Source organism: Pantoea rodasii, from assembly GCF_002095465.1.
Lineage (GTDB): Bacteria > Pseudomonadota > Gammaproteobacteria > Enterobacterales > Enterobacteriaceae > Pantoea > Pantoea rodasii.
In genome coordinates this window covers 146768-161616 of record NZ_MLFP01000086.1, presented here as the reverse complement: position 1 = coordinate 161616, position 14849 = coordinate 146768, and the positions used below count along the sequence as shown (strand labels likewise).

Annotated in this window: 7 protein-coding genes and 3 pseudogenes; 3 read left to right on the top strand and 7 right to left on the bottom strand. The window is 53.2% G+C overall.

Features of this window, described 5'->3' with window-relative positions:
- Positions 1-57: 57 nt before the first annotated feature.
- The 4 genes from wzc to wbaP form a co-directional block, all read right to left on the bottom strand.
- Positions 58-2229, bottom strand: a complete 2172-nt coding sequence (wzc, locus tag HA45_RS24105) for a tyrosine-protein kinase Wzc (protein ID WP_100700993.1) — start codon at positions 2227-2229, stop codon at positions 58-60.
- A 12-nt stretch (positions 2230-2241) separates the two neighbouring features.
- Positions 2242-2676, bottom strand: a complete 435-nt coding sequence (locus tag HA45_RS24100; RefSeq protein ID WP_100700994.1) for an arsenate reductase/protein-tyrosine-phosphatase family protein — start codon at positions 2674-2676, stop codon at positions 2242-2244.
- Between the two features lie 9 nt (positions 2677-2685).
- Positions 2686-3816 carry a polysaccharide export protein gene (locus HA45_RS24095; protein ID WP_100700995.1) on the bottom strand — a complete coding sequence of 377 codons (1131 nt, stop codon included), beginning with the start codon at positions 3814-3816 and terminating at the stop codon, positions 2686-2688.
- Positions 3817-4112: 296 nt separating this feature from the next.
- Positions 4113-5546 carry an undecaprenyl-phosphate galactose phosphotransferase WbaP gene (gene wbaP / locus HA45_RS24090; RefSeq protein ID WP_100700996.1) on the bottom strand — a complete coding sequence of 478 codons (1434 nt, stop codon included), beginning with the start codon at positions 5544-5546 and terminating at the stop codon, positions 4113-4115.
- A 790-nt stretch (positions 5547-6336) separates the two neighbouring features.
- Between wbaP and HA45_RS24085 the strand changes: the two are divergent.
- Positions 6337-7901 (top strand): annotated as a pseudogene (locus HA45_RS24085) (TerC family protein).
- Positions 7902-7990: 89 nt separating this feature from the next.
- Here HA45_RS24085 and asmA read toward each other — a convergent pair.
- The 3 genes and pseudogenes from asmA to udk all read right to left on the bottom strand — a co-directional run bounded on the left by asmA (position 7991) and on the right by udk (position 11231).
- Positions 7991-9790, bottom strand: coding sequence for an outer membrane assembly protein AsmA (asmA, locus tag HA45_RS24080; RefSeq protein WP_100700998.1), 1800 nt, complete (start codon positions 9788-9790; stop codon positions 7991-7993).
- A gap of 134 nt (positions 9791-9924) precedes the next feature.
- Positions 9925-10506 carry a dCTP deaminase gene (gene dcd, locus HA45_RS24075; protein ID WP_100700999.1) on the bottom strand — a complete coding sequence of 194 codons (582 nt, stop codon included), beginning with the start codon at positions 10504-10506 and terminating at the stop codon, positions 9925-9927.
- 87 nt (positions 10507-10593) lie between these two features.
- Positions 10594-11231 (bottom strand): annotated as a pseudogene (udk, locus tag HA45_RS24070) (uridine kinase).
- 229 nt (positions 11232-11460) lie between these two features.
- Between udk and HA45_RS24065 the strand changes: the two are divergent.
- Together HA45_RS24065 and HA45_RS24060 are read left to right on the top strand one after the other, a co-directional pair.
- On the top strand, positions 11461-12075 hold the full coding sequence (locus HA45_RS24065; RefSeq protein ID WP_100701001.1) for a phosphatase PAP2 family protein: 615 nt from the start codon (positions 11461-11463) through the stop codon (positions 12073-12075).
- Between the two features lie 150 nt (positions 12076-12225).
- Positions 12226-14789 (top strand): annotated as a pseudogene (locus HA45_RS24060) (diguanylate cyclase).
- Positions 14790-14849: the final 60 nt, after the last annotated feature.

The following is a 14849-nucleotide window of genomic DNA, read 5'->3' as shown; positions in this document are numbered from 1 at the left end:
CATTCCTTACGCAAAAAGAGGCGGCAGATGCCGCCTCTAAGTCAATAACAGGGTGCGTTACACTTTCTGTTTATATTCGTAGTTGTAATAGTCGTAGCCATAACCGTAGGAGTTCGCCGCTTTACGCACCACGGCGTTGAGGATGACACCTTTAATCTCAATCCCGTTCTGTGCGAAGCGCTTGTAACTGACATCCAACTCTTTGGTGGTGTTGGTTTCGAAGCGCGCCACCATCAGGGACGTGCCGGCCAACTTACCGATGATTGAGGCATCGGTAACCGCCAGGATAGGTGGTGTATCAATCAGCACCAGGTCATAGTTTTTGCTCGCCCAATCCAGCAACTCACTCATGCGACGATGCATCAGCAGCTCAGATGGATTCGGTGGTACCTGACCGCGTGGCAGGAAATCAAAGCCGTAGACGCCCTTCTGAATCATGTTCGGTGAGAATTCACTCTTACCGGACAGCACGTTAGACAGACCCGATTTGTTTTCCGCACCCAACAGCTCGTGGGTATAGCCGCGACGCATATCACCATCGATAAACAGTACGCGCTGACCTGCTTTCGATACCAATGTCGCAAGGTTGGCACAGATAAAGGTTTTACCAATGCCCGGACTCGCACCGGTGATCATCAGGATATTGTTTTTCGCTTCCATCATCGCAAAGTGCAGGCTGGTACGCAGACTACGAATCGCTTCGATAGACAGGTCAGTCGGGTTACCCAGTGCCAGCAGCGTGTGGTGTGGGTCACTCTTCTCTTTGTGACCACGACGCGCCAATGCTTCGGTATCTTTCTTACGCTGCCATTCAGACAGAGGGACACTGGCGTAGACGTTCATGCCCAGCTCTTCCAACTGCTCTGGATTATCAATGCCGTGATGGAACATCGCTTTCAGCAGCACCAGACCAACCGACAGAATCAGACCCAAAATCAGGCTGGCGGCAATGATCAGCGCTTTCTTCGGTGCAACCGGGCTACCGGCGGTTTCTGCACCATCGATAATGCGCACATCACCCACGGTGCTGGCCTTACTGATACCCAACTCTTGCTGGCGGTTCAGCAACTGCATGTAGATTTCCTGGCCTGACTGCACATCACGCGTCAGACGCAAGATATCTTGCTGAGTTTGCGGCATGCCGGATATTTTCTTGTTGAGTTTTGCTTGCTCATCTTCCAGCGTTTTGCGTTTTTCTAACAGCGCACGGTAAGTTGGGTGATCTTTGGTAAACAGCTGCGAAACTTCAGCTTCTTTGAAAGTCAGTTCGTTGAGCTGGCTCTGCACGCTGACAGAAGAGTCGAGAGCAGATTTAGCTTCCAGCGACATATCAACCGATTCATTCTGGCGGCGATAGGTGTTCAGCTTGTCTTCCGCGACGTCCAGACCGCTACGTACTTGTGGCAGCTGGTTACGCAGAAACTCAAGGCTCTTCTCCGCCTGCTCAGATTTACGCTCAACGTTTTGCAGCAGATAGTTGTTCACTATCTGGTTCAGAACCTGGCTGGCACGCACAGGATCTTCATCCTGATATTCCAGACCCAGCACACCGGTAGTTTTGCCTTTATCGGCAACGGTCAGCGCGCCCAACACTCCTCTAATGGCCTGCAAGTCAGTGAGTTTGGTGACGTTGAAGCTGGTACCTTCATCGGCCTGGATGCCGCTGACCAGCATAGTAACTTCACCGTGCTGCTCCAGCTGACCCACGCGGCCTTTGAACAGCTCATCACCATCGCTGGTAACGGTATAAGTCTGCGGGCCAGTCACTTCCACCTGCACCGTACGCTTATCGATGGTGCGCGGAATTTCCAGGCGAGAAATAGCGATTTCAGATGGCTTGGTGCCCATCAGGCGCGACAGGCCTTTACCAATCACCGGGAAATAATTCTGCGCCACCACGGTATCCAGACCTAAGTCATTGACCGTTTTGCCCAGCACCATACGCGATTCGAGGATTTGAATCTCAGTGTCGGAAGCAGGTGTCGTTGGAATCACATCCTGCAGTTCATTCAGCACGGATGCGGTGTTCTTCTGCTCAACCTGCACCATGGCATCGGCGCTATAGATCGGTGTAGCAAACAGTGTGTAGAGCGTTCCTGCCAGCATGAAGAAGGCGGTGACGGCAACGATGATCCAGCGATGATCAATCAGCTGTCCCACAAGATGCGCCAGATCCCATCCATTCGAATCTTCTTTTGGCGCGGTCATAACCTTGTTTTTAATATTCATGGATATTCCCAACTATCGGCTTAGTACGTTAACCCATTTCTGGGTAGCGTTTTCCAGTAACCCGTAGACCTCTTCAAAGGCCTCGCGACTTTTTTTGTACGGATCCGCAATTTCCTGTTGGTTGAGCCAATGCCCAAGCAGCATGGTTTTTCCGCGAGCGGCTGGGTCAATGCGATTAACCTGCTCAACGTGACGCTTCTCCATCACCAGAATCAGGTCATAGTCACGGCACATACTGGCCGTGAGTTGTTGAGCCTGATGCCCCTCCAGCGACACGCCGTGTTTGGCGGCGACATCGCTGGCGGTCTGGTCTGCCGGGTAACCTTTCAGGGCTCCGAGCCCCGCTGAAGCCACCCGAGTTTTAGGCAGTGCGCGTTGAAACAGACGCTCCCCGGTTGGGGAGCGGCAAATATTGCCGACACAGACGACTAACACGGACTTAATCATGCGGAAACCTTAGTTACCCCAGTTACGGAAACGTAGCGTTGCCTCGCTGGCATCATCGATACCTACGATGGTCGGCAACAGTGAGGAAATCACACGGTTCCAACGGGTAATTGGCGTCGCAGTGACGTAAACGATGTCGTACGGCTCAAGTTGGAATTCGGTGCCCATCACCATCGATGCCGCATCTTTGGTATTCAACTGATAGATGTTGGCAATCTTGGTGCGGTCGGCGCCGCGATTCGGACGAATAACGAATACGCCAGTCGCATCGGAGGTGGTTTGATCCATACCCTGTGCGTTGCCCAGCGCTTCAGCCAGCGTCATGCCGCTGCGGTCCATCTTCAGCGTGCTTTGCTGCTTCACTTCGCCCATCACGAAGACTTTCAAATCATCGTTACGCGGGACGTAGAGAATATCGCCCGGATAGAGCAGATGGTTCTGGCTCAGGTCGCCGTTTTGCATCAGCGCCTGCAGTGAAATACGCTGCTCTTTGCCTTGATGCGTCAGCACCACGTTGCGCCAGTCGGCATCGGCGGCTAAGCCACCAGCGGCGTTAACGGCATCCAGCACGGTGAGCGGGATGTTGGTAATCGCCTGCTGACCTGAAGTGGTAACCGCACCGGTCACGTAGGTTTTTTGCGAGCGGAAGGCCGCAATGTTGACGTCGACCTGTGGGCTCTCAATGAACTGAGCAAGGCGGCGAGCAATCTCAGCACGCAGCTCCGTCACGGTGCGGCCAACAACGCGCACTTTACCAATGTACGGATAGAAAATAGTGCCATCGGCCTGTACCCAGTTACCGGTGTCACTGGCGCTACGATACTGTCCCGCTGGGGTGGTCAACTCTGGGTGATCCCAGACGGTCACGTTCAGGACATCGCCGATGCCCACGCGGTATTCGTAGCTTTGTACTTCGGTTTGCAGCGCCGGGTTGGCCTGCGCAACCAGTGGCCTAGGACGCATCTGTTCAACCAGACGCGGCGTCAGCGGGAAGACGTTTACATACTTGTCGATGTCAAAGTTGCTATCCTGTTGCTCAATGACATCTTTTCCGCTAGTGGAAAGGTGCGAACCTGGTTCAATGGTGCACCCGGAGAGAAAAGTCGCGGATACCAGTAAAGGTATCAATTTAATTTTCATTATCATCTGATTCTTCGCTATCAGTTAATGATCGATAGAGGCGAAAACGCCGCTGTGTAGCGTCTTAAAAAAATAAACGTGACGGATTAAACACTGAAACTGTGGGTCATTATTATTCGCTCCCTTGGTTTTATGTTGTCACCGTGCCCTGAGACGACATCAATTAAAGTGGATCATCAACCAACCGTTAACCATCCACTCTATTCAGGCTCGATAATGGCAGTTGTCAGTTAAGGCACTCCCTGCACCGGCATTTTCAGACGGGGATAATGACTTCGTCCCCTGCCCTTTCACTATCAATAAGCGCCATCGCGTTTCAGCACGACACCCACGGTCTTAAACAGAATCGCGATGTCATTCCACAGCGACCAGTTTTTCACATACCACGAGTCGAAATAGACGCGCGTTTCATAGTCAACGTCGTTACGACCGCTCACCTGCCACAATCCCGTCATACCCGGTTTCGCCATCAGGTAATAATCAACATCACCGGCATAACGACACAGTTCGTCTTCGATCACTGGACGCGGGCCCACCAGGCTCATGTCGCCGCGCACCACGTTCCACAGTTGCGGCAATTCATCCAGACTGGTTTTACGAATGAAATGGCCCACTTTGGTAATACGCGGGTCGTTTTTCAGTTTGAAATCTTTATCCCACTCGGCGCGTGCCACCGGATCGGTGCGCAGCACTTCTTCCAGCACTTCTTTCGAGTTAATCACCATCGAGCGGAATTTCAGGCACTTGAATTTACGGCCATTCATGCCGACACGTTCGTGGCCATAAATTGGCGGGCCGCCGTCACGTCCGACCAAAAAGCCCAGCACCAGCAGAGCAGGTGACAACGCGAGGATGATGCCAAGCGCGCCGACAATGTCGAAAGCACGTTTCACGAAGCGCGAGGTGCGTTTCGCCAGATTGTTATTAACGCGCAGAATCATCACTTCATGGCTAAAGATGTAAGCCATGTCGGTGCCGTAAAGCGGAACACCGCGCAGGGTTGGGATCACTGAGACAGAGCGGCAATTGTGCTTCGCCAGCATTTTCAGCCAGTTGTCGCGATGCTGGCTCTGTTCAAATTCCACCGCCACGATGAACTGGGTTTCGCTGTTGGTCAGCTGCCACAGCTCTTGTTCATTGTGCAACACCGGAACGCCAGCAATGCTCGCCTGCGGGCAGCTGCCATCGACATCAAAGAAGGCAATCACGTCAAAACCCATCACCTCTTCACTCTGCAGCGCCTGCCAGGCTTCCTGTGCATTACGGCTGCTGCCAATGATGATGGTTTGTTTCTTCCACATACCGAGATGATTCAGTACGCGCTTAGAAATGGCGCGCGCCAGTGGAAGTAATATCAACGCCAGAATCCAGGTAGTGACCCAAACAAAGCGCGACATCTGCCATTGTGATAACGCTGAAATTGACAAATCGATGACAGAGAAAATAAGAATGGTACGAAAGATCTCTTTGAGTTCGAACCAGAATGGCTTGCGATAAGTGTAATGACGCAGACGAACCCAGAACCAGCCTACACAAATAAGGGAAAGACAGACATGTGTAGCGATTTTTAAATGCAGGTACTTTTCAGAAATATCTGCCAGTGGAGAATCTGTGAACGAATTAACCAGCGCTAATGCAATAAACAACGCTGCGTTGAAACAAATTAAATCCGAGCACGCCAGTAAAATTTTTGTGAGGAGACTTTTATATGTAATTTCTTTATCGCGCATATTTAACTCTTTTATTTTATTTCCTTAATCCCTAACGCCCCAGCCTGTGTAATAAATGAGCGATACATCCACTGCATTGGGGAGGCAATCTGCGGCGAACTCTCCGGTGTTTACGCCAATTCCTTAATTAGTAAAGCCAAAGAATTGTAATAAATACCAACAGATTAGTCTGACTTCCTTTGCCACAATTCCAGACCTATTCTGAACAGAGAAAAGCACTTCAGGCACGCTACCGCCCTTGGCTGTCGCTGCCAATACCGCTGCAAACACATCTATTTCTATCGCGCACACTGAGATTATTCTTAGCCAGAAGCAGACTTATCCCGTGCACGATCACAATTCACAACATTAGGAAGCTAAACAGCGCGCTAATAACAACATCGGCGCAGACATTTACTAACACGTTGCTATACTAGTTATTACTGGCTTGTTTACAAGTAGGCCCCGTGTTCCCTGCACTATTTTAGGAAAAAGACTACCAGCCATAAGTATTGATGCCATCCCTTTCAGCCCATTCCGGTGTAAAATTCAGATTAATTCGATACTCTCCCTCAGACCTCTTCGCTTTAAAAATGGTCACTTGCGCCTGTTGATTACAATTAATAGTGACAATCGCGCTGCTGAGATGTTTATCCATACTTTCATCTTATCGACAAAATTACCGCGATCAGAATATGCCTAAAACCCAGGGCAACGCGTTAGGTGAAGGCAATGCCGCCAATTTGAACCTTGGGCAGCGATTAACTATCATCAGACAAAACGCATTTTCAGACATTCAGGTGATGAAAGCATGATGGAGTGGATCCTCGATCCGTCGCTGTGGGCAGGGTTAGCCACGCTAATCGTTCTCGAACTGGTGTTGGGTATCGATAACCTGGTTTTATCGCCATTCTGGTTGAAAAATTACCACCAGCGGCGCGCGACCGTGCCCGTGTGATTGGTTTGCTGTTGGCGTTGCTGCTGCGTCTGCTGTTACTGGCGTCGCTTTCATGGCTGGTGACGCTCACCCAACCGTTGTTTACTTTGTGGCAGCACAACTTCAGCGCGCGCGATCTGCTGCTGTTATCCGGCGGCCTGTTTCTTCTTTATAAAGCCACCACCGAACTGAACAGTCGGCTGGAGGGCAGTGACGAAGATGAAGGTCAAAGTAAAAACGGTGCTAAATTCTGGCCAGTGGTAGCGCAAATTGTGGTGCTGGATGCCATCTTCTCGCTGGATGCGGTGATTACTGCGGTGGGGATGGTTAACGAGCTGCCCGTGATGATGGCGGCGGTGACCGTGGCCATATTGCTAATGCTGCTGGCCAGTAAGCCGCTGACCCGCTTTGTGAATGGTCATCCGACCATTGTGATCCTGTGCTTAAGCTTCCTGCTGATGATTGGCTTTAGCCTGGTGGCTGAAGGGCTGGGCTTTATTATTCCGAAAGGCTACCTCTACGCCGCCATCGGCTTCTCCATTCTGATCGAGATGTTTAACCAGCTGGCGATATTCAATCGCCGTCGCTACCTCACTGCCGGACGCCCGCTGCGCCAGCGCACTTCAGAAGCCGTGCTGCGTATCCTGCGCGGTGAAGCACAGCACGCGGAACTGGACGCCGATACCGCCTCATTACTCAGCGACAGTGACGAGGGTGCATTATTCAACCGCCAGGAACGGCGCATGATTGCACGCGTGCTGGGCTTAGGGCAGCGACATATCAGCAGCATCATGACCTCGCGCCACGATATTGAGCATATCGACCTGAGCGAAGAGCCGGCCGCCATCATGACAAAACTGGATAACAATCAGCACACGCGTATCCTGATTACCGAACGCGGTCAGGATCCGCTGGGCGTGGTCCACGTCATCGATTTGCTTCATCAGTCGCTGCACAGCCGTTCACTGGATTTGCGATCGCTGGTGAAACAGCCGCTGATCTTCCCTGAGCGTCTGACCTTATTACAGGCGTTGGAGCAGTTCCGTCATGCCCGCACGCATTTCGCCTTTGTGGTTGATGAGTTTGGTTCGGTCGAAGGCGTGGTGACGTTAAGCGATCTGATGGAGACGATTGCCGGGAATCTGCCGAATGAAGGCGGGGAGATTGATGCGCGCTACGATATTCAGTCATTACCTCACGGCGGCTGGATAGCGAATGGGCATATGCCGTTAGAAGATTTAGCGGCCTACGTGCATTTGCCGCTGGATGAGAAGCGCAATTATCACACCCTTGCAGGCTTGCTAATGGATAGCTTGCAGCACGTCCCCGCGGAGGGTGAAGAATTGCAGGTGGGCGATTATCTTTTGCGTACCTTGCAGGTGGAGAATCATCGGGTGCAGAAGGTAGAGATCGTGCCAGGGCCACACATGGCGCAATAAATTGCGCCGCTGCGGATGGCTCGCAAAACGATATGCAATAAATTGCGCCGCTGCATACAGATGGGTCACAAATTAATGTGCAGCAGAATTTACGGCTGCTTCGCTGGCTGCTGGCGATCCAGCCACTCATTCAGACGAGACTTCGCCTCACTCTGCAACTGCTGACGCACCACATCGTCCACCGGCAGTGAGTACTGCAGATTATTCCAGCCGCCAAACATACGCAGTGGGATCGCCTGATCGTTCAGCACGCCCGCCAGCTTATCGTCACCCTTCCAGCCGCGCAGCATCATATTCATGGTCACATCCATCTGCTGATTCACCACATCGATGCTGCCTTTGGTCTGTACCGCCAGGCGATTACTGCCGCCCTGCAGGTCCGGCATCACAATTTTGCCCTGACTGAGGCTAACGCGACCGCTTAACTGCTGGATGCCCTGATCGTCAGGCTCATCATTACTGACGCGATTACTAACGCGTGCCACCGCACGGCGCACCATCTGTTGCAGATTCAGCTGCGCCAACTGCAGATTAGTGGCTTCCAGTTCTGCCTTGCCCTGCCAGTTACGCTTCGCCTCTTCCACGCTTAGCCCTGCCCCGCTCACCTCACCCTTCAGTGACACGGTGCCCTGCAGGCTATCCGGCAACTCCAGCGCTTTTAATAACGGCGCAATCGCGATGTTTTCGATTTCCGGTTGCAGGGCCACCTGCGTCACCGGCTGACGAATATCAATGCTGCCCGGAACGGAGAAGTGGCCCTCGCCAATTTTCCCCTGCAGCCTGGTCAGCGTCATCAGACCTTCCTGATTGCTGGCATCAATTTGCAGGTTGCTCAGCGTCAGGCCGCGCCACACGCTGCTATCCGCATTGAGACTCAGCGTGAGATCCATCAGATTCAGCGGTGAATCCGCATTGTCACGCATGCGCGGTTCAGCAATCACCGGCGTGCGCGTCACGCTGGCGTGCTGCGCGGTGCTATTGTCGCTGGCTGGCGCGCTGGCCATCAGATTATCAAGATTGAGTGTGGTGGCATGCAAAGCCAGATTCAGCTGCTGTGGAAGGGTTAAACGCCCTTCGGCGCTGCCATCCAGCGTGCTGTCATTGGCCGTGAGCTGCATTTTCTGCAGCGAAAATTGCTGCTTGTCACCGTTCCACTCGCCCTGACCGCTCAGCGAACCTTTAATGCCCTGCGGAGGAAGATTGGCACCGTCCAGCGTGTAATCCATCTCATCCAACTGCCCGACCAGGCGATGTGGATATTGCGCTACGTTCATCTGCCCTTTGAGATTGACGCTGACATTGCGCTGATTGCGAGAAATACGCGTGGCGAGTTCGATGCTGGCATTTTTGCTGGCATCCTGATCGAGGTTGAGATTGAGATTACGGAAGTTATATTCTTCGCCACCCGGCTGCTGCCAAATCAGCAGGCTATCGGCAACACGCAGTTTGCCAATATCAAATGACCAGCCCGTATTGCCGCCGGCAACGGGATCGGCATCGACCGGGCCGACCGGTGAACCGGTGGGCTTTTGCGCGGCACTGTCCGGCGTGGCGCGAATCACTGCGTTCTTTAGCATCACCTGGCTGACGCTCAGTTGATGCGACAGCAGTGGCCAAAGATTGACATCCAGGCGCATGTTTTCGGCGGTGACCATCGGTTGACTGGCACCAGGCGCGGTCAGGCTCATGCGCCCGGCGAGTATGCTGAGCTGCGGCCAGACGTGCCAGCGCAAATCACCGCTTACCTCAAGCTGATAACCACTGCGCTGTTGTACCTGCTGCACCATATAGGTACGAAAGTCGTTGGGATTGACCAGCAACACCAGTGCTGTCATGCCCGCCACCACCACCACTAACAGGATGGCCAGCGTAGTTATCACTCTTCTCATAATCCCTCATCACCGTCATTCTTCATGCTGCAGCGGCGTTGGCTGCGCTCATTCACCTCAGTCACTGACGTATGTCGCTTCTGAAGATTCACTTTTTTGCCGCCTTGCCGCACCTTGAATAATGTAGGCGAACATCAGTCTTTGTCGATACGGCTCGCGTCTGCACCCTGCTGGCCGCGATATTTTGCATCTTCGCGACGGTTGTAAGGACGTGCTGCCGGGCCAGACAAGGGCTCAAAGCTTAATGCACCGATTAACATTCCCGGACGCAGCGCCAGCGGCAGCTTACCCGAGTTATAGAATTCCAATACGATACGTCCCTGCCAGCCCGGATCGATACGGTGCGCCGTGACGTGCACCATCAAACCCAGACGCGCCAGTGAAGATCGACCATCCAGCCAACCCACCAAATCATCAGGAATCGTGACCGACTCCAGCGTGACTGCCAGCGCCAGTTCGCCTGGGTGCAGGAAGAACGCTTCGCCTTCCGGCAACACAATCTCATCGCTCATCACACGATCCAGCGCAGCACTGACTTCATGCTTAGGACCACTTAAGTCGATGAATGGCGCGGTATGGCCGCTAAAGGTGCGGAACTGATTGCCGAGGCGGACATCCACGGTGGCGCCATTTATGCGTTCGACCGGCGGACGGGGATCAATCACCAGTTTACCGTTGTCGAGCCAGGCTTCAATGTCGCGGTCGCATAATCTCATCGCTGAGTCTCCATGCTTTAAGTGTAGCGAAAGGTCGCCGCTGTTGTGACAACCTTCACGCGTCACGTCCATCCGGACGCAGTATTTTCAGAGATATTGGTTAATCTTGGCTTTGAGAATATCGATGGCGATACGGTTTTTCCCACCGCGCGGCACGATAATGTCAGCGTATTGCTTTGAGGGCTCGATAAATTGCAGGAACATCGGACGCACGGTCTTCTGATACTGACTCATCACGGAATCCATTGAACGGCCACGCTCATTCACATCGCGCTTCATGCGGCGCATCAGGCAAATATCCAGCGGGGTATCCACGAAGATGGAGAAGTTCATCTCCTGACGCAGACGCGCATCGGTCAGCAGCAGAATGCCTTCAAGGATAATCACTTTTTCGGCTTGAGATGAATACAGTCCGTGGTGCGCGTATGCTCAACATAGCTGTAAACCGGTAACTCAATATCCTGACCTGCCTTTAAAGCGCGCAGATGCTGCAGCAGCAGATCGTGGTCCATGGCGCTAGGATGGTCATAGTTGGTTTTCACCCTCTCTTCCATGGTGAGGTGGCTCTGATCTTTGTAGTAGGCATCTTCGGGGATCACACCGATATGCTCGTCACCGACCTGGTCACGGATTTCACGATAGAGCGTGCTGGCAATGAGACTTTTTCCGGATGCGGATGCACCTGCGATGCCAACGATCACGCACTGATGAGACTTGTCAGTCATACTTTTTTAAGACCTGATAACTGGAGCCAATTGAAGCCGAAACTGCAATGGGCCGATTGAGAGGGTTTGTTGGCGGCAATTATAGGTATTTCACCGGTTTGATGCCAGAGAAATGGGCCAGCGGCTTTTCAGAATATCCCCTTTTGCAGCCAGACGCTTAATCGATACACTGTTCACCTGCCTGTGCTCTGTCCAGCGCAGGTTGATAAATGAAGCCGCAAGGAAAAGTATGAGCTGGAAAACCCTGACTTATTTTGGCGACAGTATGCTGCTGATCCCGACTGCGGTGATCATCGCACTGGTATTGCCATGGAAAAGCGATAACCGCCAAACCGTCTGGTATTGGTTGTTGGCCTTTGGCCTCGCTGGCTTGCTGGTTAGCCTCTCGAAAATTTTGTTCCTTGGCTTCGGAATTGGTAGTGCCAGATTCAACTTCACCGGCTTTAGCGGCCACAGCGCCATGTCTGCCACCTTGTGGCCGGTAATGATGTGGCTGGTATCGGGACGATTTCCCACCTTTTGGCGCACCCTCACCATCGGCATTGGTTATGCCATCCCGCTGATGGTTGGCCTGTCACGGCTGGTAATTCATGCGCACTCCTTTAGCGAAGTGCTGGCGGGTCTGATGCTGGGCTTTACCCTGAGCAGCGCCTTCCTGGTGACGCAGCGACGTACCGCACTCAAAGGGTTTAGTCTGGCGCAGGTGTGTGTCGCGTTGCTGTTGCCGCTGGTGTTAATGGGACACGGGCGGGTCGCCACCACCCAGCAATTCCTCGAACGATTTTCTGCCAATCTCGCCGGGCTGGAAAAGCCCTACACGCGCGCCGACCTGTTTCGGCAGTAGAAATTTTGCGACAGAGACCCATCAATGGGTTGAATACCCGCTAAAATAGATTTCTGCACAGACATCTTATTGAGATGTGCTAGCATGCAAAACAGAGAATGATTGGCGCATTTTTCGTCGTGTAGCGAATGCGCGCGGCTGGATTCGTGCATGACCCTAGAGATATTGACCTCCCCGGATAGATCGCAAAGACATTGGCTTAACGCCTTGTTCCTTGGCGCTTTAGCCTTTTTGCTGACGCTATTTTGTCTGGAACTGATTGTCGTCAGCGGCCGCATTTCCCCGCTTTGGTATTCCACGGCCTTAATGACGGTGGTGGTTTTTCGTGCCCCTTCAAAGCACGTGCCCTTGCTGCTGCTTGGCTGCGTGATTGGCACCTCGCTGGCTAATTTGCTGGTGATTGGTCCGGCACTAAGCAACCTTAAATTTGCCATCCTGAATATGGTGCAAGCCGTTTTGGGTGGCTTGATGCTGCGCGCGTTACTCGATCGTAAAAACCCCCTAAATTCGTTGCTCGATTGGGTGCGATTCGCCCTCTGCGCCGGTCTGATTGCCCCCCTGATCGGCGGCGTGGTCGCAGTGTGGATGCTTCAGGTCGGCCACCGCGCCTCACTACCGTTCTTTTCTACCTGGGTTATTTCCGAGGTGATTGGCGTGCTGGCGTTTGGCCCGGTATTGCTGCTGTGGCCGAATAAGCCCCTGCGCCAGTTGATCACGCCGGGACGCCAGCTGGAAACTTTGCTGACGCTGTTCGTTACCCTGCTCGCCAGCTACTTATCACTGCGTTTTCTGCCGTGGCCGTTCACCTTTATTGTGGTGATCCTCTTTTGGTGCGCGGTGCGCCTGCCCAAGTTTGAAGCCTTTGTACTGTTCTTCCTCAATGCCAGTTTTATCTCGATTCTGCTGGCCTTCAATTGGGTTAACCTGGCGCAAAATGAATTGCTGTTTGGTCAGGTCAGCACCTGGCTGCCATTCCTGCTGGTGCTGCTCCCCAGCCACGTGATGGCGCTGGTGATGGATGCGTTCCAGCGTGAAAAGCATCATATCAGTGAGAGTGAAACCCGTTTTCGCAACGCAATGGAGTATTCGGCGATCGGCATGGCGCTGGTCTCGCCCAACGGCGGCTGGCAACAGGTGAATCATTCGCTGTGTCAGACGCTGGGCTTTCCGGCGGACGAGCTGAAAAAACTGACCTTCCAGCAAATCACCCATCCCGACGATCTCAACAGTGATCTGCAACAGCTGGAGCGATTGGTGGCAGGTGAAATCATGACCTACACCATGGAGAAGCGCTATTTCCGCAAGGATGGTGAGATCGTCTGGGCGCGCCTGACGGTTTCCATGGTGCGCGATGCACAACAGCAGCCGTTCTATTTTATTGCGCAGATTGTCGATATTTCTGAACTCAAACAAAGTGAGCAGGTGAATCGTCGTCTGATGGAACGTATCACGCTGGCTAACGAAGCTGGCGGTATCGGCGTGTGGGAGTGGAACCTGCTGAGCGGTGAAATGCTGTGGGACAAGCGCATGTATGAGCTGTTCGCGCTGGGGCCACATCAGGTGCCCACCTATGATGTGTGGTTACATTTGCTTGATCCTGCCGAGCGGGAAACTGCGGCGCTGGCTATTCAGCAGGCGATTGAACGTCGCAGCGCGTTCCATCTGGAATACCGTATTATTCTGCCCAGCGGCTCACGTTTTATCCGCACCGAGGCGAATCGCATTCTCAGCCAGGATGGCCAAATCGAACGTATGCTCGGGATCTGCCAGGACATTACGCCACTGCGTGCGCTGAACGAAGCGCTGTTCCAGGAAAAAGAGCGTATGGCGATCACGCTGGATTCCATCGGTGAAGCGGTCATCAGTACCGACGATGAAATGCGCGTCACCTTTATGAACCCGGTAGCCGAAACCCTGAGCGGCTGGTCACAGCAGCAAGCTGCGGGCGTCGCCATTACTGAATTGCTGAATATCACGCGAGGCGCAACCGGCATGCGCGTGGAAAATGTCTTGCTGTGCCGCTTACCGGATGAAAAACCTCTCCGGATCTGGAAGAGGAGCTGGTGCTGCATACGCCGGATGGCACTCAGGTGGAAATTCACTACAGCATTACGCCGCTGAAAACTTTAACCGGCGCCAGCATTGGTGCCGTGATGGTTATTCAGGACGTCAGTGAATCGCGCAAAATGATGAAGCGCCTGACCTACAGCGCCTCACACGATATGCTGACCCGTTTGCCGAATCGCCACAGTTTTGAACAGCAGCTCAAGCGCATGGTCAACGATGCCGCAGCCAACAACACCCAGCACGTGCTGGTGTTTATCGATCTCGATAAGTTTAAAGCGGTGAATGACAGTGCCGGACATGCAGCGGGCGATGCGCTGTTACGCGAACTGGCGGATTTGATGCAAAGGCATCTGCGCAGCAGCGATGTGTTGGCGCGCCTTGGCGGTGATGAATTTGGCGTGTTGCTGCCTAATAGCGAAGTCGATCAGATGCGCGATGTGGTGCAGCGCATTGTCACTTCGGTCAATGAATACACCTTTGTCTGGCATGATCATCCCTATCACGTCGGGGCCAGCGCGGGGATTACGCAGATTGATCAGCATAACTGCATCAGTAACGTGGTGATGTCACAGGCGGATGTCGCCTGTTATAGCGCAAAACACGCGGGCCGTGGTCAGTATCACGTTTATCAGGAAGTGCAGATGTAAACTGCCACACTGCTTATTGCCAGCCCGCGCTGGCTGCGCTAAAGTCGCCCCCTTTTTTCT